This window comes from Nonomuraea sp. NPDC003727 (assembly GCF_053586935.1).
Map to the genome: position 1 here is coordinate 117,211 of NZ_JBSFNE010000002.1, position 18,423 is coordinate 135,633.

22 protein-coding genes are annotated in these 18,423 nt (G+C 71.3%); 7 read left to right on the forward strand and 15 right to left on the reverse strand.

Annotation, left to right across the window (positions count from 1 at the left end):
• Positions 1–268: 268 nt before the first annotated feature.
• Entirely contained in the window at positions 269–898 is a 630-nt protein-coding gene (locus ACWDLG_RS05840; protein WP_449916405.1) for a winged helix-turn-helix transcriptional regulator, read from the reverse strand.
• An 81-nt stretch (positions 899–979) separates the two neighbouring features.
• On the opposite strand from ACWDLG_RS05840, the gene ACWDLG_RS05845 reads away from it, so the two are divergent.
• From ACWDLG_RS05845 to ACWDLG_RS05855, 3 genes are all read left to right on the forward strand, one after another.
• Positions 980–1,627: a DUF899 domain-containing protein gene (locus tag ACWDLG_RS05845; RefSeq protein ID WP_449916407.1), complete on the forward strand. Its 648-nt coding sequence runs from the start codon at positions 980–982 to the stop codon at positions 1,625–1,627.
• A gap of 95 nt (positions 1,628–1,722) precedes the next feature.
• Positions 1,723–3,375 carry a histidine kinase gene (locus tag ACWDLG_RS05850; RefSeq protein ID WP_449916409.1) on the forward strand — a complete coding sequence of 551 codons (1,653 nt, stop codon included), beginning with the start codon at positions 1,723–1,725 and terminating at the stop codon, positions 3,373–3,375.
• A 325-nt stretch (positions 3,376–3,700) separates the two neighbouring features.
• The gene (locus ACWDLG_RS05855; protein WP_449916412.1) at positions 3,701–4,354 is read left to right on the forward strand and encodes a response regulator; all 654 of its coding nucleotides are present in this window, start codon (positions 3,701–3,703) and stop codon (positions 4,352–4,354) included.
• 168 nt (positions 4,355–4,522) lie between these two features.
• Here the strand turns inward: ACWDLG_RS05855 and secY are convergent, their stop codons facing one another.
• The gene (secY, locus tag ACWDLG_RS05860) at positions 4,523–5,794 is read right to left on the reverse strand and encodes a preprotein translocase subunit SecY (RefSeq protein WP_449916414.1); all 1,272 of its coding nucleotides are present in this window, start codon (positions 5,792–5,794) and stop codon (positions 4,523–4,525) included.
• A gap of 85 nt (positions 5,795–5,879) precedes the next feature.
• Between secY and ACWDLG_RS05865 the strand changes: the two genes are divergently transcribed.
• Positions 5,880–6,476: an AAA family ATPase gene (locus ACWDLG_RS05865; RefSeq protein WP_449916417.1), complete on the forward strand. Its 597-nt coding sequence runs from the start codon at positions 5,880–5,882 to the stop codon at positions 6,474–6,476.
• Between the two features lie 185 nt (positions 6,477–6,661).
• Here ACWDLG_RS05865 and ACWDLG_RS05870 read toward each other — a convergent pair whose 3' ends face one another.
• The 7 genes from ACWDLG_RS05870 to ACWDLG_RS05900 form a co-directional block, all read right to left on the reverse strand.
• The gene (locus ACWDLG_RS05870) at positions 6,662–7,438 is read right to left on the reverse strand and encodes a putative hydro-lyase (protein WP_449916418.1); all 777 of its coding nucleotides are present in this window, start codon (positions 7,436–7,438) and stop codon (positions 6,662–6,664) included.
• A 9-nt stretch (positions 7,439–7,447) separates the two neighbouring features.
• Positions 7,448–8,674: a sugar ABC transporter permease gene (locus ACWDLG_RS05875; protein ID WP_449916419.1), complete on the reverse strand. Its 1,227-nt coding sequence runs from the start codon at positions 8,672–8,674 to the stop codon at positions 7,448–7,450.
• The gene (locus tag ACWDLG_RS05880) at positions 8,667–9,431 is read right to left on the reverse strand and encodes an ATP-binding cassette domain-containing protein (protein WP_354913084.1); all 765 of its coding nucleotides are present in this window, start codon (positions 9,429–9,431) and stop codon (positions 8,667–8,669) included. Before ACWDLG_RS05880 ends, ACWDLG_RS05875 begins: the two co-directional genes overlap by 8 nt.
• Position 9,432: 1 nt before the next feature.
• A complete protein-coding gene (locus ACWDLG_RS05885; protein WP_449916422.1) occupies positions 9,433–10,551 on the reverse strand; it encodes a sugar ABC transporter substrate-binding protein in 1,119 nt (372 codons plus the stop codon).
• Positions 10,552–10,661: 110 nt separating this feature from the next.
• Complete coding sequence (locus ACWDLG_RS05890) at positions 10,662–11,036, reverse strand: DUF4190 domain-containing protein (protein WP_449916424.1); 375 nt, start codon at positions 11,034–11,036, stop codon at positions 10,662–10,664.
• Between the two features lie 91 nt (positions 11,037–11,127).
• Positions 11,128–11,364, reverse strand: a complete 237-nt coding sequence (locus tag ACWDLG_RS05895; RefSeq protein ID WP_449916425.1) for a hypothetical protein — start codon at positions 11,362–11,364, stop codon at positions 11,128–11,130.
• Positions 11,361–11,576 (reverse strand): DUF6158 family protein, encoded by a 216-nt coding sequence (locus ACWDLG_RS05900; protein ID WP_354913091.1) that lies wholly within the window; start codon positions 11,574–11,576, stop codon positions 11,361–11,363. Before ACWDLG_RS05900 ends, ACWDLG_RS05895 begins: the two co-directional genes overlap by 4 nt.
• Positions 11,577–11,674: 98 nt before the next feature.
• Between ACWDLG_RS05900 and ACWDLG_RS05905 the strand changes: the two genes are divergently transcribed.
• The 3 genes from ACWDLG_RS05905 to ACWDLG_RS05915 all read left to right on the forward strand — a co-directional run bounded on the left by ACWDLG_RS05905 (position 11,675) and on the right by ACWDLG_RS05915 (position 15,346).
• Entirely contained in the window at positions 11,675–12,604 is a 930-nt protein-coding gene (locus ACWDLG_RS05905; protein ID WP_449916427.1) for a LysR family transcriptional regulator, read from the forward strand.
• An 86-nt stretch (positions 12,605–12,690) separates the two neighbouring features.
• Positions 12,691–14,142, forward strand: a complete 1,452-nt coding sequence (locus ACWDLG_RS05910; RefSeq protein WP_449916430.1) for an alpha-lytic protease prodomain-containing protein — start codon at positions 12,691–12,693, stop codon at positions 14,140–14,142.
• A 181-nt stretch (positions 14,143–14,323) separates the two neighbouring features.
• Positions 14,324–15,346 carry an LLM class flavin-dependent oxidoreductase gene (locus ACWDLG_RS05915; RefSeq protein ID WP_449916431.1) on the forward strand — a complete coding sequence of 341 codons (1,023 nt, stop codon included), beginning with the start codon at positions 14,324–14,326 and terminating at the stop codon, positions 15,344–15,346.
• 10 nt (positions 15,347–15,356) lie between these two features.
• Here the strand turns inward: ACWDLG_RS05915 and ACWDLG_RS05920 are convergent, their stop codons facing one another.
• The 6 genes from ACWDLG_RS05920 to ACWDLG_RS05945 are packed head-to-tail and all read right to left on the reverse strand — an operon-like array spanning position 15,357 to position 18,168.
• Positions 15,357–15,740 (reverse strand): MauE/DoxX family redox-associated membrane protein, encoded by a 384-nt coding sequence (locus ACWDLG_RS05920; RefSeq protein WP_354913098.1) that lies wholly within the window; start codon positions 15,738–15,740, stop codon positions 15,357–15,359.
• Positions 15,737–16,279, reverse strand: coding sequence for a hypothetical protein (locus ACWDLG_RS05925; RefSeq protein WP_354913100.1), 543 nt, complete (start codon positions 16,277–16,279; stop codon positions 15,737–15,739). Before ACWDLG_RS05925 ends, ACWDLG_RS05920 begins: the two co-directional genes overlap by 4 nt.
• 18 nt (positions 16,280–16,297) lie before the next feature.
• Positions 16,298–16,465 carry a hypothetical protein gene (locus ACWDLG_RS05930; protein WP_354913102.1) on the reverse strand — a complete coding sequence of 56 codons (168 nt, stop codon included), beginning with the start codon at positions 16,463–16,465 and terminating at the stop codon, positions 16,298–16,300.
• Positions 16,466–16,468: 3 nt separating this feature from the next.
• A complete protein-coding gene (locus ACWDLG_RS05935; RefSeq protein WP_449916435.1) occupies positions 16,469–16,972 on the reverse strand; it encodes a hypothetical protein in 504 nt (167 codons plus the stop codon).
• The gene (locus ACWDLG_RS05940; RefSeq protein ID WP_449916438.1) at positions 16,969–17,472 is read right to left on the reverse strand and encodes a hypothetical protein; all 504 of its coding nucleotides are present in this window, start codon (positions 17,470–17,472) and stop codon (positions 16,969–16,971) included. The genes ACWDLG_RS05935 and ACWDLG_RS05940 overlap by 4 nt, the downstream gene beginning before the upstream one ends.
• Before the next feature lie 3 nt (positions 17,473–17,475).
• Positions 17,476–18,168 (reverse strand): hypothetical protein, encoded by a 693-nt coding sequence (locus tag ACWDLG_RS05945; protein WP_449916441.1) that lies wholly within the window; start codon positions 18,166–18,168, stop codon positions 17,476–17,478.
• Positions 18,169–18,423 lie beyond the last annotated feature (255 nt).

Consider the following 18,423-nt stretch of genomic DNA (forward strand, 5'->3'; position numbering starts at 1 on the left):
CGACATGATCACCTACGCCTGCGGCCTGCGCGCCCGCGGCGGGCTGGTGCTCCACCCCCGCAGCCACGCACGAACACGAAACCGGCACCTCGGCCGCGCTCTGCGGAGCCGCCGCCCAGCCGGATAGGGCGCGCAGGCGCCGGCGCTGCTCAGGCGGAGACAGTGCCCCGCCGGAGACAGCGCACAGGCGGAGACAGCGTCCCGCCGGAGACGGTGCACAGGCGGAGACAGCGTCCCGCCGGAGACGGTGCGTAGGCGGAGGCGCTGCTCAGGCGGACACGGCGAGGTGGGCGATCAGGCGGGTCACGGCCGCCTCGTCGCCCTCGATCTCCAGCACCCCCGTGGCGACCGCCTCCCCGAGGTCCCCGCGCTGGAGGAGCACCGAGGCCAGCGCCCCCGCCTCCCCCTTCAGCACCGCGTCAGGACGGACTGCCGCGCCGCCCCGCCCGACCGAGATAGCGGAGGGCGACGCCTGCACATGGAAGGTCTCCTCCCCTGTCCGCAGCTCGATGACCGCCTCGGTGCCGGGCAGGTACATCGTCTTCAACGCCATCAGCAGGGACGTGACCCCGAGCTGGTTGGTGGTCGTGATGGGCGCCTGGCTGCCCCAGCGCCCCAGGTGCAGCAGGACCGGTTCGAGCCCGAGCCCCCACTCGGTCAGCTCGTACACCCAGACGGCCGCGGGCAGCGGCAGCTTGCGCCGCCGTACGACTCCGGCCGTCTCCAGCTCCCGCAGCCGCTGGGACAGCACGTTCTGGCTGCTGCCCGGCAGGTCGCGGTGGAGGTCGGTGAAGCGCTTGGGGCCGAGCATGAGCTCGCGGATCACCAGGAGCGCCCATCGCTCGCCGACGAGATCGAGCGCGCGGGCCACCCCGCACGGGTCCTGATAGCTACGCACGTGATCAGCATACCGCTTCCTCTTGTTTAATCTAAGTGTCTACTCCTAAATTAGGAGTAGGACGAAACGAGGGGAACCACCATGAACCTTCCGAAGATCGTCTCCGCCGAGGAGTGGCAGGCGGCTCGCGACGCGTTGCTCGTCGAGGAGAAGGCGGCCACCCGGCTGCTCGACGCTCTGGCCGCCAAGCGCCGTCGCCTGCCGATGGTGGAGTTCGGCACCGACTACGTCTTCGAAGGCCCCGAGGGGAAGGTCGGCCTGCTCGACCTGTTCGAGGGCCGCCGCCAGCTCGTGGTCTACCACTTCATGCCGCTGCACAAGGACGGCCTGCCCTGCCGGGGATGCGCGTCCTTCACCGACAACATCCCCAACCTGGCGCACCTGCGAGCCAGGGACACCGCCATGGCGGTCGTTTCACGCTCGCCGTACGCGGACCTGGAGAAGGTACGGCAGCGCCTCGACTGGCGACAGCCGCTATATTCCGGCCCGCAGTTCAACCTCGACTGCGGCACGGGTGACGGCTTCGGCATCAGCGTGTTCCTGCGCGACGGCGAGCGCGTCTTCCGCACCTACTTCACCACCTCGCGTGGCGCCGACCGGCTGCGGATGGACTTCAACCTGCTCGACCTGACCCCGTACGGCAGGCAGGAGAGCTGGGAGGACTCCCCCGAGGGCTGGCCGCAGACCGCGCCCTACGAGTGGTGGCGGCTCAACGACGAATACGCCTGATCGCCCGTCGCGGGCGGGACCACGCCGCGCCGCCGGGCTCAGGGCGCGGGAGGGTCGATCGCGGGGACACCGAAACTGGTTAGGATCTGGGCGGAATGGTGACACGGGACCGACGCCCTGTCCGCCGCCTGTGGGAGTCCATGTCCGCGGCGGCCTCCCGTGCTGCCCGCATGGGCGACATGCCCGCCGTCGTCATGCTGGTGTGGGCGGGGTGGCTGGCGGTACCGCTCTCGCTGAGCGGTCTGGCCCAGGCCCGCGCGGCGGTGGCCGCCGCCTACGACCACGACAGCCCGCCGCCGGCGCCTTCGACCGACCACCCCGGCACGCCAGGCGTCCCCACCGCTCGCGTCGCTGCGCCACGTCACAGCACCTCCCATGTGCCCCAGACACACGACGGGGCGGCGCGTCACGGCACCTCGCCTGTGCCCCAGACACACGACGGGGCCGCACGCCACGGCGCCTCGCCTGCGCCCCACACACACGACCTGACGTCGAGCCACGGCACCTCGAATGTTCCCCGCACTCACGACGGGGCGGCACGTCACGGCGCCTCCCACCTGCTCCCCGGTCACGACGCGGCGGCTTATCAGGCCCGCCACCACACCGCCGGTGCGCCCGGCATCGCGTCGCACGCCGCGTGCTACGGCGACGGGTCCCAGGCGGCTGCGGGTCTCGACCTCTCGGCGCGCCCCGCCTGCTACGGCGACCTGTCCGACGGGGCCGCCGGCCTCGACGGCTCCGCGCGCCCCGCCGGGCTGCACGCCTGGTCGGCACTGGGCACGAGCGGATCGCCCGCCGCCGCCCTGTGGCAGTCCTCGCTCCCGGCCCCGGCCCCGGCCGCACCCGCCGACACGCGGCCCGCCTCGAGCCCTCTGTCCGCCGATTCGACCCGCACCCCCGCCAGCGCCCTGGCGACGGGGACGGCCGGCACCCAGGCAGCCGCGAACTCCCTTCCCACGGAGACGACCGACGGCCTGGCTGCCGCGAGCGCCCTGGCCACCGGCTCGCACGCCAACGCGAACACCCTGACCACACAGACGACCGACAGCCGGACCGCCGCGAGCGCCCCGGCCACGAAGACGACCGGCTCGCGCGCCAACGCGAACACCCTGACCACGCAGACGACCGACGGCCGGACCGCCGCGAGCGCCCTGGCGGCGGAGATGGTGGCGCGGGAGCGGGCCAGGATCGCCGGTGAGGTGCACGACGCGGCGGGCCACGGCTTCTCGACCATCGCGATGCAGGCCGGGCTCGCGCTGCTGGTCCTGGAGGAGAATCCCGAGCAGGCCAGGGAGTCGCTGCGGGCGATCCGCGAGACGAGCCTGGCGGCGCTGGCAGGCCTGCGTGGCGCGCTCGACCTGATCGATGCGCGGGAGGGCGACGACCAGCTGACGGGCCTGGTCGCCGGGGTCCGGGCCGCGGGCCTGCCCGTCGATCTCGAGCCTGCCGAGCCCGACGTGCCCTCGCACCTGCGCGGCACCGTCTACCGCGTGGCCCGCGAGTCCCTGACGAACGTGATCAGGCACGCGGGGCCGACCAGCGCGCTGGTGAAGGCGGTCGACGACGGGCGCGGCGGGTTCGTGCTCGAGGTGGCCGACCGGGGACGCGGGGCCTCCGTGGCTAGCGAGGGCAGGGGGCTGTCCGGCATGCGGGAGCGGGTGCTGGCCGCGGGAGGCGAGTTCAGCGCGGGCCCCAGGGACGGCGGCGGCTTCAGCGTGGTCGCCCGCTTCCCGCGAGGCGTCGCGTGATCCGGGCCGAAGGTGCTCCTGGCGCGACGCTGGACCCAGTGACCCCTGGCAGCGGCGTTCCCGACAGGCATACCGTGGCCCCGGGCGAAGGTGGCCCCAGAGAGACGCGGCATGCCGTACTCACGGCCGAAGGCGAACCCGGCAAGACGCGGCATGCCGTACTCACGGCCGAAGGCGAGCCCGGCGAGACGCGGCATGCCGTACTCACGGCCGAACGCGAACCCGGCAAGACGCGGCATGCCGTACTCACGGCCGAACGCGAACCCGGCGAGAGGCGGGATGCCGCTATCCCGGTCGAGGGCGGTTTCGGCGGGGGCGGGACGCGATGATCAGGGTGGGGATCGCCGACGATCAGGCGGTCGTGCGGATGGGGCTCAGGGCGCTCATCGCCAGGGAGTCCGACCTGGAGCTGGTCGGAGAGGCGGCCGACGGCGGGCAGGCGCTGGCGCTGGTCAGGGAGAAGCGTCCTGACGTGCTGCTGCTCGACATCAGGATGCCCGGCATGGACGGCGTGCAGGTGCTGCGGGCCGTCGCCGCCGAGCCGGACGTGCGGGACACCAGGATCGTGGTGGTGACGACGTTCGCGGTCGACGAGTACGTCTTCGCCGCGCTGCAGGCGGGCGCGAGCGGGTTCCTGCTCAAGGACAGCGCTCCCGACGAGCTGGTCAGCGCGATCCGGGTGGTGGCGGCGGGCGAGGCGCTGCTGTCGCCCGCCATCACCCGCAAGGTCATCGGCCTGTTCGGCAGGACGGGCGGGGCCGAGCCCGTCGCCGGACTCGACACGTTGACGCCTCGGGAGCGGGAGATGGCCGCGTGGGTGGCCACCGGCAGGTCGAACGACGAGATCGCCAAGGAGCTGGTGATCAGCCCTGACACCGTGCGGACTCACGTGAGCAGGGCCATGGTGAAGCTGGGTGCGCGCGACCGGGCCCAGCTCGTGGTGTTCGCCATGCGGGCGGGCCTGAGCCTCCCCGCCTGACCGACCCAAGCAAGCCCGCCCCTCCCCGCCAGAGCGACGCAAGCGCGCTCAGCTGTGAGCCGCACGAGCGGGGCTCCTCCGGGTAAGTCTCGCCGGCGTCGGCGGCCTGGTGCTCCCCAGGGCGTAGGGGGGCAGCCGGGCACGCCGCCCCGGCCCCAGGACCGGCGGTCACCTGAGGAGGCCCTCGTAGTTGCGTTGCTGGAGCTGGGCCTCGATCTGCTTCACGGTGTCCAGCCCGACACCCACCATGATGAGCACGCTCGTCCCGCCGAACGGATAGTTCTGCTGCGTCGAGGGGTCGCGCAGGATCGCGAAGGCCACCAGGGGCAGCAGCGCGAGCACGCCCAGGTAGACGGCGCCGGGCGCGGTCAGTCGCGACAGCACGTGGTCCAGGTACTCGGCGGTGGGCCGGCCGGGCCTGATCCCGGGCACGAAGCCGCCGTAGCGCTTCATGTTGTCGGCCACCTCGGCCGGGTTGAAGGTGATGGAGACGTAGAAGTAGGAGAAGCCCACGATCAGCAGGAAGTAGACCAGCATGTAGAGCGGGTGGTCGCCGGCCATGTACTGGCTGATCCACGGCACCGAGCCGCCGACCAGGGTGGGAATGTACAGGAGGGACGAGGCGAAGATCACCGGGGCGATGCCCGCCTGGTTGACCTTGAGCGGGATGTAGGTGTTGCTTCCGCCGTACATCCGTCGCCCGACCATGCGCTTGGCGTACTGGACGGGCACGCGCCGCTGCGCCTGCTCCATGAAGACGACCGCCGCGACGAGGAACAGGCCCGAGACGAGGATCACCACCGCGGTGAAGGGGCTCAGCACGAACATCGTCGACATGTAGGCCGGGAAGACGGCGACGACCTGGGTGAACATCAGGATGGACATGCCGCTGCCGATCCCCTTGTCGGTGATCCGCTCGCCGAGCCACATCACCACGCAGGTGCCCGCGACGAGCACGGCCACCAGTACGGCGAGCGCGAGCGGGCCGGTCTCGCGCAGCACGGGGCGGGTGCAGCCGGGCAGCAGCATTCCAGAGCGGGCCAGCGCGACGACGGTCGTGGCGTTGAGGACGGCCAGCGCCACCGTGAGGTACCTGGTGTACTGCGTGATCTTCACCTGCCCGTTCTGCCCCTCCTTGCGGAGCTGGTCCAGGCGCGGGATGAGCACCGCCATCAGCTGCATGATGATGCTGGCCGTGATGTACGGCATGACGCCGAGGGCGAAGACCGACAGCTTCAGCATCGCGCCGCCGCTGAACAGCTGCACCAGGTCGACGAATCCACCGCGCGCGCCGCTCAGGCACTGCTGCACCGCCACCATGTCGACGCCGGGCGCGGGCAGCACCTGCCCCAGCCTGAACAGCACGATGACGCCCAGCGTGAACAGCAGCTTCTTGCGCAGGTCGGGGATCGAGAAGGCGCGCAGGACGATGGTGAGCATGCGCCGAGTCTGTCCATGATCGCGCGGGAGGTCGTCCGCAGGCGGGCGGCATCGGCGTACGCAGATCCGCGTACGCTCTGACCTTGTGGTTCCTGTCTGGGTGATCAGCGGCCCGCCCGGCGCGGGCAAGTCGACCGTCGCCGCCGCCCTGCTGGCGCGGCTCGACCCGGTCCCCGCGCTGCTGGACAAGGACGCCGTCTACGGCGACTTCGTCGCCGAACTGCTGTCGGTGCACGGCAGGCCGCGGGGTGAGCGTGAGGGTCCGTGGTACGACGAGCACGTCAAGCGGCACGAGTACGCGGGCCTGACGCGGCTGGCCCGGCAGATCCGCGCGCACGGCTGCCCCGTGCTGCTCGACGGCCCGTTCACCTCGCAGGTGCACTCGGCGGCCCTGTGGGCCGACTGGGTCGAGCGGCTCGGCGGGCCCCCGGTCAGGCTGGTGTGGGTCCGCTCGGACGGGGCCACCCTGCGCGAGCGGCTCGTCGCCAGGGGGCTGGCCAGGGACGAGGGCAAGCTGGCGACGTTCGACGCCTACCTGAAGGCGATCATGGTGGACGAGCCGCCGGCCGTATCGCATCTGGAGATCGACAACCGGTGGGGCGCGCCGAGCGTGGGCGAGCAGCTCAGCGCGGCGGGTGTGCCGCCGCGAACACCGCCGGCAACAGGCGGACCAACAAGGTGAAGGCCGCCGACAACAGGCGGACCGACCGGGTGAAGGCCGCCGCGAACACCGCCGGCAGCAGGCGGACCGACAGGGTGAAGGCGTGCTCCTGCGGCCGGCGTCGGCACCGCTGACGCTCCCGCTCGACCGGCTGGTCGACGGCGGCGAGCCGGTCCGCGTCTCCACCCGCCCGGCCACGTAGCCGGCTAGGTCTCCCGAAGGTCGGTGATCGCCATGTGGCCGGGCAGGTGGCCGATGGCGTAGTCGACGCCGCTGGCCATGACGGCCTCCTGCGGGGTGACGCCGCAGGCCCAGAAGAGCGGCACCTCGCCGGGCCGTACGGGGACGGGGTCGCCGTGGTCGGGCCGGGACAGGTCGGCGATGCCGAGCTCCGCGGGGTCGCCGGCGTGCACCGGAGCGCCGTGGACCCGCGGGTAGCGCCCGCTGACCTCGACCGCGGTGGCCACCAGGTGTTCGGGGACGGGACGCATGGAGACCACGAGCGGACCGCGCAGCGCGCCCGCCGGTCGGCAGGGCACCGCCGTGCGGTACATCGGGACGTTGACGCCCAGCTCGACATGCCGCACGGGCACGCCCGCCCGCATGAGGGCCGCTTCGAAGGTGAAGCTGCAGCCGATGAGGAAGGCGACGAGGTCGGGACGCCAGTGCTCGACGGCGTCGTCGACGTCGGCGACCGGCCTGCCGTCGCGGTAGATCCGGTAGCCGGGCAGATCGGTGCGCAGGTCGCCGGGGAAGATCCGGGTGCTGGTCGCGCCGGGCTCGCCGACGTCGAGCACGGGGCAGGCCTGCGGGTTGCGCTCGGCGAACAGGCGCAGGTCGCCGGCGAGGGTGTCGGGGACGGCGATGAGGTTGGCCTGTGTCCAGCCTTCGCACCAGCCGGCCGTGGGCGTGCGCTCCCCCGCCCGGAACCGGGCCCGTGCCTCGCCGGCGGTCAAGCGCTGTAAGGGAAGGGCGGCTTTCATGACCCCACGTTACGCTCGCCCTGCCGCCTTCTGGCTCCGGCGGGAGACCGAGTCGATGACCACGGCGGCCAGCAGTACCGCTCCGGTGACCATGAACTGGATGGCGTTGCTGACACCCTGCAGCGCCATTCCCGAGGCGATCGACTGGATGACCAGCATGCCCAGCAGCGCCGAGTAGGTGGTGCCCCGGCCGCCGAACAGCGAGGTGCCGCCGATGACCGCCGCGGCGATCGCCATCAGCAGCACGTTGCTCTGCCCTGTCGCCTGGCTGGCGCTCGAGATGCGGGAGGCGGCGAAGATGCCGCCGAGGGCCGCGAACGAACCCGAGATGACGAAGACCGAGATCCGGATGAGCGCCACGCTGATGCCCGCCCGCCTGGCCGCCTCGATGTTGCCGCCGACCGCGAAGATCATGCGTCCGTACCTCGTACGGCGCAGCACGAAGTCCGTGCCGACGACCACCAGCAGGAAGATCAGCAGTGCGAGCGGGAGCCCCTTGTACAGGTTGAGGATGTAGGCCGCGCCGAAGGCCACCACCGCGAGCACGACCGTGCGGAAGACGATGTCGCCCGTCGTCCTGGACGGGACCCCGGCCGCGCGGCGCCTGTTGTTGCCGACCAGCGAGACGACCAGGAAGCCGGCCACGGCCACCGCGGCCAGGCCGTACGCGGCGACCACGTAGGCGAAGTAGGTGCTGGTCAGCCCGGCGATGAAGCCGTCGTTCGGCAGGTTGATGGTGCCGTTGGGCCCGAGCACCCACAGCTGGAAACCGGTCCAGGCCAGGAAGCCCGCCAGCGTGACCACGAAGGAGGGCACCCCGATCTTGGCGAAGAAGAAGCCGTGGATCAGGCCGAGCACGGCGCCGACGACGACGGCGCACACCATGGCCAGCACCGGGTTCATGCCGAGGTTGACGTTGAGCACCGCCAGGACGGCCGCGCAGGCGCCGCTGACCGCGCCCGCCGACAGGTCGATCTCGCCGAGCAGCAGCACGAACACGATGCCCACCGAGATCAGGCCGGTCGGGACGATGTCGACGCTGAGGTTGGACAGGTTCTGGGAGGACAGGAACTGGCTGTTCAGGCTCTGGAACACGGCCCAGATGACGATCAGGCCGATGATGACGGGCAGCGCGCCGAGCTCGCCGCCCTTCACCCGCCGCTGGAACTCGCCCAGATAGCCGGTGAGGCCCTGCTCGCGGACCACCAGCCGCGGGTCTATCGAGGATTCACTCACCGAGCCTCCTCTGCCGGCGGGTCACGGCGTTGTCGGTGGCCCCGGTGATCGCCGAGATGATCTCTTCCCGGGAGGTGGCCTTGGCGTCGAAGACCCCGTTGTTGCGGCCGAGCCTGAGTACGGCGACGCGGTCGGCCACGGCCATGACGTCGACCATGTTGTGGCTGATGAAGATGACGCCGTGGTCCTGGGCGCGCAGCCGTTCGACCAGGTCGAGGACCTGGGCGGTCTGCTCGACGCCGAGGGCGGCGGTCGGCTCGTCCAGCAGCACGATCTTGGGTTCGCCCAGCAGGGAGCGGGAGATGGCCACCGTCTGCCGCTGTCCGCCGGACAGCGAGGCCACGGGGATCCGCACGCTCGGGATCTTGATCGACAGCGTGTGGAGCAGGTTGCGGGAGCGCTTCTCCATCGCGACCTCGTCGAGGACGCCGCCCGTCGTCAGCTCGTTGCCGAGGAACAGGTTGCCGACCACGTCGAGGTTGTCGCACAGCGCCAGGTCCTGGTAGACGGTGGCGATGCCGAGCCCCTGCGCGTCGGAGGGGCTGTGGATGGTGACCTGCCGTCCCTCCCACGTGATCCGTCCGGCGTCGGGCGGGCCCACCCCCGCGATCACCTTGATCATGGTGGACTTGCCGGCGCCGTTGTCGCCGACCAGCGCGACGACCTCGCCGGCGTTGACTTCGAGATCGACGTCCGTCAGCGCCTGGACCGCGCCGAACCGCTTGGAGATGCCCTCGAGGGCGAGGACGGGGGCCATCTCAGGTGACTCCTGCCGTTTCGCAGGCCACCTTCACGGCACTGGTGCAGACCTCGGCGACCGTCCAGAAGCCGTCCTTGATCACGGTGTCCTTGATGTTGCTCTTGATGACGACCACGGGCGCGATGATCTGCGCGGGAATCGAGTTGTTCGCCCCGTTGTCCACCTTGGCAGTGCTCTGCACGGGCTTGCCGGTTCCGACGTCGATCGCCATCTGGGCGGCGTTCTTCGCCTCCGGCCTGATCGGCTTGTAGATCGTCATCGTCTGGGTGCCGAGCAGGATCCGCTGGATGGCCGCCAGCTCGGCGTCCTGGCCGGTCAGCGGGGTGCCCTGCTTGACGCCCGCGTTCTGCATGGCCCTCGCGATGCCGCCCGCCATGCCGTCGTTGGCCGCGTAGACGCCGATCACGTTGCTCGGGCCGAGCGCGGTGAACGCGCCCGCCGCCTCGGTGTTGGCCTGGTCGGGGCTCCAGTCGGGCGTGTCGTACTCCTTGCCGATGGTGACCTGGCCGTCGAGCACCGAGTGGGCGCCCTTCTTGAAGTCGCCCGCGTTCGGATCGGTGGGCGAGCCGTTGACCATGACGATCGGCCCGCGCTTGGGGTCGCCGCCCGCCTTGATCGCATCCAGCAGGGCCTGCCCCTGCGCCTTGCCGACCTGCAGGTTGTCGAAGGAGGTGTAGGCGTCGATGGGGCCGCCGGCCAGCCGGTCGTAGGCGACCACCATGGCGCCCTGGCTCTTGGCCTTGGAGACGGAGGAGGCGATGGCCTTGGCGTCCACCGCGTCCAGGATCAGCACCTTCACCCCGTTGGTCAGCATGGAGTCGACCTGTTGCTGCTGCAGGTTGGGGTCCTGGTTGGCGTTGTTGTAGACGACCTCGCACTTGGGGCACAAGGCCTTGATGTCGTTGGTGATGTACGGCCGGTCGAACTTCTCGTACCTGGCCGTCTTGGACTCCGGCAGCAGCAGGCCGATCTTGAAGCCCTGCTCGACGGTGCCGATGGCGCTCGCGCTGGCGGTGCCGCCTCTGGCGCCCCCCGTCTCCCCGGACTGCCCCGCCGTCCCGCATGCGACGGCAAGTCCGGCAACGGCCAGAAGCCCGCCGATGACCTGTGCTCTCACCGCGTCCCCCGATCGGTTCCCTCGGGAGGGGCCCTACCCTCACGGGGCGGTCATGGCCACGGTCTTGTCACAGCTTTGCCAGCCGATGTTCTGATTTTTCGGGACGTGGGCTAATTCAGCATGGAATCCAGCCAGGAGAGGACGGCGTTGACCCAGCCGGCGAGCGAGGAGGCGTCGGAGCTCGCGATGATGATCAGCGTGACGATCAGCGCGGGCACGACGACGATGTAGCCCAGGATGAGGCCCGCGACGGCCAGGCCGTGCCCCGGGCGCAGGCCGCGCTTGGTCTTCGAGGTGGCCACGTGGCCCAGGACGATGGCGATGATCGACGGGACGCCGAACAGGCACCAGCTGCCGACCAGCCCGAGAACGCCGAAGACGAGACTGGCGACGGCCGTGCCCGATGTGGGGGCCGGGCGGTGCGGGAGTGGCGGGGGAACGTGGTGCCACTCGCCTTCACCGTAGCCCGCTGGGGGAGGATGCATGTCGTCTCCATGGCCGGAGCGATGTCTCCCGCCACGATCCCGCACATCCCACAGGCGATCAAGACCCGCGGGAAGCCCCGCGGGTGATCGTTCAGTATTCGAGGCCGAAGTCGTGGCGACCCAGGCCGAAGCCCTCGCCCCTGGGCACCACCTGCCCCATCGCGACGAGCCTGGCCATGCTGCGCCGCGTCTCGTCCTCGCTCAGTCCGGCCATCCTCGACACCTCGGCCACCCGAGCCTCGTCGCCACCGACCGCGATGGCGGCGACGGCCTCGTAGACGGCCAGGTCGGTGTCGGACAGCGCCTGCACGTCGTGTGGTTCCGTCATCGCTGCCGTGCTCCCTCCCGCAACCGGCCCGGATCGATGTCCCGCACGGGATGGCGGCGCAGGTACTCGCTCTCCAGCTCGTTGGTCCGCGAGGTGTGGCGGGCGAGCGCGTCGTCCGGCCCGTGCAACAGCGTCTGCATCCGTGTCTGGTAGAGCTGCCGCAGCTCGCGGAGCAGGTCCTCTTCCGACAGGTCCCTTGGATCGATTCCCATGGACAGTGAGCTACCCGGCGACGCGCTACCACAACATACGTCAAATTTCCTGACAACCGGGGATTGCGAGGAGGTGATGGTGGTTTTACTTTCCCGGTATGGACCTCGAGCTCCGGCACCTCAAGATCGTTCGAGCGGTCGCGGAGTCGGGCAGCGTCAGCAAGGCAGCGACCCGGCTCGGGGTGGCCCAGCCGGCGCTGACCGCCCAGCTCAAGCGCATCGAACGCGCGTTAGGCGGCGCGCTCTTCCAGCGCGACCGCTACGGCGCCAGGCCCACCCCCCTCGGGGAACTGGTGCTCTCCCGAGCCCGCGTGCTGCTGCCCGCGGCGCAGGAACTGCAGGACGAAGCCGTGCGCTTCGCCAACGCCACCGCGGTCGGCTACCGCATCGGAGCGACCAACGGGCCCGTGCTGGGCGGGCTGGTCGACCGGCTGGCCGCCGCGGGGCCCGTCTCCACCTACACCTCCTGGTCGTCGCGCGAGCTCGCCGCCATGGTGGCCCAGGGCAGGCTCGACTACGTGCTGGCCGGATCGTGCGGCGACGGGGTGCCCGACGGCGACATCGCCTGGCAGACCATCGGCGTCGATCCCGTCTTCGTCATGGTCGCCCAGGATCACCGGCTGGCCGGCGAGAAGGAGCTGACCCTGTCCGACCTGTCCGGCGAGCAGTGGGCGGTCACCCCGGGCGACGGCTGCTTCGGCGACTGCTTCGCCGCCGCGTGCACGCGCGCCGGCTTCACGCCCAGCACGATGTACGAGACCGACGTGGCCACCTGCGTCCATCTCGCCCAGGTCGGCCGGGCGGTGGTCCTGTGCCAGGCCACCCATCCCTTCGCCTCCGGCCTCGTCATGGTGCCCATCGCCGGCGCGCCCCTGCGCTGGCGCCAGATGCTCGGCCACCACCCGGGCGCGCCCGGCGCGTCATGGATGGCCGCGCACGCCAAGGCCGCCCACGCCGACGCCGTACGGCGCAGCCCCGTCTACCACGAATGGGTCCTCCGCAACCCCGGCTTCGGCACCTCCCCATAACACCGCGATAGGGGGCAACTGATATCTCCTCGCGCTGGTCGCACGCCGTTACGGTGACGGCACCCCCAGCAAGCGAAGGAGACCGCATGCTTCGCCGCACCCGTGCGCTGGTCGCCATCGCGATCGGCGCTTTAGCGCTGACCACGACCCCGGCCATCGCCTCCGTCCCCGCCGAAGTCAACCCGCCCAAGGGCATGGTCGAGGCCATGCAGCGCGACCTGAACCTCACCAGGGAGCAGGCGCTCACGCGCCTGGCCAACGAGCAACGGGCCGCGCAGACCGCCGCGGGGCTCGCCAAGCGCCTCGGCGGCCAGTTCGCCGGCGCCTGGGTCGAGGGCCCCGAGAGCGCGCTGGTCGTGGCCACCACCGACGCCGCCCAGCGCCGCCTGTCCGGCGCGCGGCTCAAGGTCGTCACCCACTCGCTCGCCCAGCTCGACGCGGCCAAGGAAGCCCTCGACAAGGCCGCGGCCGGCGCTCCCAAGACCGCTCCCGTCTGGTACGTCGACGTGCGGTCCAACAGCGTCGTGATCCTGTCCTCCGCGCCCGCCGAGGCCGAGGCCTTCATCGCGGCCAGCGGCGCCGACAAGGCGCTCGTCCGGGTCGAGCAGTCCGGCGAGCAGCCCGTGCCGTACGCCGACATCCGCGGCGGCGACGCCTACTACATCGGCAGCGGCTCCCGCTGCTCGGTCGGCTTCTCCGTCACCAAGGCCGGCACCAACGGCGGTTTCGTGACCGCGGGCCACTGCGGGACCGTCGGCGCCACCACCCGTGGCGCCAACCAGCAGGCCCAGGGCACCTTCCGCGGCTCCTCCTTCCCCGGCAACGACTACGCGTGGGTCGAGGTCAACACCGGCTGGACCCCCGTCGGCGTCGTGAACGGCTACAGCGCCGGCATCATCCCGGTCAACGGCTCGACCGTGGCCCCCGTCGGCTCCTCCGTCTGCCGCGCCGGCTCCACCACCGGCTGGCACTGCGGCACCGTCCAGCAGCTCAACACCAGCGTCACCTACTCGCAGGGCACCGTGCGCGAGGTCACCAGGACCAGCGTCTGCGCCGAGCCAGGCGACTCCGGCGGCTCGTACATCTCCGGCAACCAGGCGCAGGGCGTGACCTCCGGCGGGTCGGGCAACTGCTCCTCCGGCGGCACCACCTACTTCCAGCCGGTCAACGAGATCCTCTCGGCCTACGGGCTCACCCTCGTCACCGGCGGCGGCAACCCGCCCACCGGCTGCCAGAACTACCGCGAGGTCTTCAACGGCTCGCTGACCAGCGGCCAGAACCAGTACCAGCCGAACAACTCCTCCTACCAGTCGACCGTGTCCGGCACGCACGCCGGCTGCCTCGACGGTCCGAGCGGCGTCGACTTCGACCTCTATCTGGAGAAGTGGAACGGCTCCTCGTGGGCGCAGGTGGCCAAGAGCGACAGCGCCAACCCCGACGAGTCGATCAGCTACAACGGCACCGCCGGCTACTACAGGTACCGGGTCCACGCCTACTCCGGCTCCGGCTCCTACACCCTCGGGCTGAACAGGCCGTAGCCGCCCCCTCCGTGCGGCGGCCACCGGCCCCCGGGTGGCCGCCGCCGCTCCGCTTCCCTGGACAGAGCCCGCCCCAGCGCAGGGGGCGGGCTCGGCCGTTCCCTGCGCTGAGGGCGGGCTCGGCCGTTCCCGCGGCGGGGGCGGTGGAATAGACGCACGGGGCCCGCGGGTTGCCCGGAAGATGACCGATCAGATCAGGGGCCCCGCCCGCGGCCGGGCCGACGTGCCGCTGTCCATCCTCGACCTGGCGACCGTGAGCGCGGGCGGCACCGCCGCCGACGCCCTCCGGACCAGCACCGAGCTCGTACGGCGGGCCGAGCGCTGGGGCTACCACCGCTACTGGGTGGCCGAGCACCACGGCATGCCGAGCGTCGCCAGCTCCGCCCCCGCGGTCCTGATCGCCCACCTGGCCGCCCACAGCGAGACCATCAGGCTCGGCTCGGGCGGCGTCATGCTGCCCAACCATCCGCCGCTGATCGTCGCCGAGCAGTTCGCCACCCTGCACGCGCTCCATCCCGGCCGGATCGACCTCGGCCTGGGCCGGGCGCCCGGCACCGATCCCGCCACGGCCGCAGCGATGCGCAGGGGCGACGCCGACGCCTTCCCCGAGGAGGTCGCCACGCTGACCGCCTTCCTGGACGGCGACGCGCCCGCCGGCCTGCAGTCCTACCCGCTCAACGCCGACCGGCCGCCCATCTGGCTCCTCGGCTCCAGCGGCTTCAGCACCCAGCTCGCCGGGATGCTCGGCCTGCCCTTCGCCTTCGCCCACCACTTCAGCGCCGAGAACACCGAGCCCGCGCTCGAGCTGTACCGCACGAGGTTCCAGCCGTCGCAGTGGCTCGACAAGCCGTACGCCATGATCGGGGTCAGCGCCGTCGCCGCCGACACCTCCGAGCAGGCTCTGCGCCTGGCGCGGACGATCGCGCTGGCCATGCTGCGGCTGCGCCGCGGCCGGCCGAGCCCCGTCCCCTCCCCCGAGGAGGCCGCGGCCCACCCCTACACCGACGTCGAGCGGAGCTTCGTCGACGGCTATCTCCGCAACGTCGTCATGGGGACGGGCGACGAGGTCCGCGCCGGCCTGACCGCGCTGCGCGACCGCACCGAGGCGGACGAGCTGATGATCACCACCGGCGTGTACGGCGGCGCCAACCGCCTGCGCTCCTACGAGCTCGTCGCCCGCGCCTTCGAGCTCGACCAGGGCTAGCCGCGGCGGCTCACCCCGCCAGCAGCAGCACCAGCCCGGCCAGCAGCACGACGGCCGCGTGCGCCAGGGAGGTGGCCGACACCGGGGCCGCGGTGCCGAAGCACAGGCACGGCGCCCGGTTGCCGGTGGCCAGCAGGTGGACCTGCAGGCCGGTGAAGATCGTGCCGAGCACGGTGCCCACGACGCCGACGAGCGCGGCGTCCACCGTGGACACGGCGAGGGCCGCGGCGAGCGCCTCCACGGCGAGGACCGTGAAGGCGCCCGCCCAGGCGAGCGGGCCGTACAGCCCGTACCCGCCCAGGCTGCCGCGGAAGGCGGCGAAGTGTCGCGCCTTGCCCAGCACGGCCACGGCCAGGATCGCGGCCAGGCCGTACCGGAGGACAAGGAGCGTCATGCCGCCACCAGGATCGCGACCAGGGGAACGAACATCAGGGCGAACAGCCACGTCATCTTCGGCAGCGCGAAGTCGAACGCGGTGTCGGCGCGCATCTTGTCCCGTGCCAGCAGGAACGTGAGCAGCATGAGCGCCCTGCCCAGGGCGAACCCCGCCCCCGCCATGAGCGCGTCGGACCACGAGCCCAGCAGGAAGAGGGAGATCGCCATGATGTGCGGCAACCCGGTCGGCGAGTAGGTGCGCATTCCCGTGCCCATCTCCGCGCCGAACTGCACCGCGCCCCAGACCGGGGTGTGGGCGACGAACTGCGGGACCAGCCGGGCGTTCTGCAGCAGCGGGAAGCTGAAGACGTGGAACTCCCGCAACAGGAACACCACCGCCGCCAGGCCGGCGAGAACCTGGCACGCGATCACGGGCAGCGGCGAGCGCACCACCGAGCCGATGACCATGAAGGCGAACGCGGTGGGGAACGCACCGAGGAACAGGCCGGCGATGAAGCCGGCGGCATCAGAACCCCGTCGGACCGACGAGGACAGCACCCAGGCGCTGTTGAGGCTTCAAACCGAGCCCGACAGGGAGAAGCCCGCCACCAGGGCCGCCACGAGCCAGGTGAAGCCCCGCACGTCGAAGCCGGAGGCGAACGCGCTCAGCGTCGCCGCCTCCGCCGCGACGACCAGGCCCATGGCGGGCACCAGCAGGCGGGTGGCGGGATTCAGGGTCCGCATGCGTCAGATCGCGGTCCGGCAGATGGAGAAGCGGGAGATGTTGCCGCCACCGCAGTCGTGGTACTCGTACCAGCCGTCGGAGCACTTGCGGCGGGCGACGCTGCCGGTCCATCGCCAGGCGTTCCGGCCGCCGCAGGAGGTCTCGTTGGGCGTGTAGCGGTAGTTGTAGCAGGTGCCCGAGCCGCCCTGGTTCTTGTGCCAGCTGCCCGAGCAGTTGTCGCTGCCGTAGTACGCGGTGGAGGGCGTGCACACGGTGGAGGAGTTGAAGTAGCCGTGGCAGCCGTCGGTCCACTCGGTCAGCGCCATCGCCGCCCTCGGCCTGGACCAGGGAAGCAGGTCGAGCGCGCCGAGCCCGGCGGCGACCGTGACGCCCGCGACCGTGCCGAAGAGCCGGCGGCGGCTCCAGCGCTGCTCGGTGACGGCGTACCTGGACGGTTCCGGCGACTCCGGCTCGTCCGCGACGCTCGGGATCTGGTCGAGGATGGAGGGACGGGAGAGGTTCTTCACAGCTTCGCTTCCTTTCGCCGGGCGATCACCCGTTCGACTGTCTCCGGCACGATCTCCCCTGAGCCCGCGGGCGTCGTGTGCACCACGAACCCCTGCTCGTCCACGACGAGCACGGCGGGCACGTAGGGCACCGTGATCGAGCGCCAGACCTGCGGATCCCTGATGACCTGCACGGACTCGGGGAGTTCCTTGTCGAAGCCCGGGTCGTCGGACACCACGGTGAAGCCGACGCCTTCGGGCAGGTCGGCCGCCAGCTTCCCGACGGCGAGCAGCACGTCCTCGCAGATCGGGCACCGGCGGTTGACCTTGACGGCGATGGTGGTCTGGCCGGGACGGCCGATCCCCGTGCGCTCCTCGCCGCCCGCGGCGACGCGGATCCCCACGCCCTTGTACGTGGCCAGCTCCAGCTCGCGCACCCGCCGGTAGAGACCGGCCCCGGCCGCGAACGTGAGCGCCACGAGGACGAAGAGGATCACCACCGCCGCAGTGATCGGGTCCACTCCTCACGCTCCCCAGGTGACGCGCTTGACCTTGGTGAGGAACTCCGCGGCCGCCTCCGGCGTGCCGCCGCCGGACTTGGCCACCCCGTTGGCGACCGGCAGACCCTTGCGTGGGGCGTCCCACGGGCTCACCCTGATCACCGCGGTGTCGGTGACCATCAGCAGGGTCTCGCGGTCCTGCCCGTCGGAGCTGGGCACCCGCCACACCTCGCCGGCGGGGGCCGAGAAGCCGCGGAAGCGGGGGACCTGGCCGGCGGCCAGCCGCTTCGGCTCCACCTGCATGGTTCCCACCCCGGCCACGGTCTGCAGGTAGACCGCCTGCTGGAGGTCGAAACGCCGGTTCGGCGTGGCGACCAGGCCCTCGGGCGTGTCGGTCCACTGCAGCCTGGAGAAGACCGCCACCACGTCGGCCGACTCCCACTCCGGCGCGTAGAACAGGCCGTGCGCCATGTTCCACGGGCCCAGCCAGGTCGCCCAGCGCGCGTCCGAGGGGTCCTCGCAGTCGTAGATCACGACCTCGCCGCCGGCCAGGGAGAAACGCTCGCGCTCCCGGCCGCGCACGGAGGAGACGCCCACGCCCAGCGACGACTTCGGGGCCAGTTCCAGCGCCCACACGTCGGCGGTCGTCTCGCGCACGCCGTAGCGGGGGGTGTAACGGATGTGGCCCGTCCAGGCGTGGAGATCGTCCTGCTCCACACCGTCGATGTCAAGCGTTAAAAGCTGGTTGTCAATGGTTCGGACGGTTGAATTCTGGCCCATTCCGCCTTCCTTTCCCTGAGTCTCGATGAAGGCATGGCAACCAGCGAGAACGCCGGGTGGCGGGCTCGCTGGAGTATTGCTACGAGGGCAGAACAAAGTGGAGGACAGCGGTCGGAGGAAGTGAAGTCATCGCCTCGTCATCGGTCCGCGATCGCCTCCCGCTGACGGGCCAATAATTGATCAGTGGTGAAC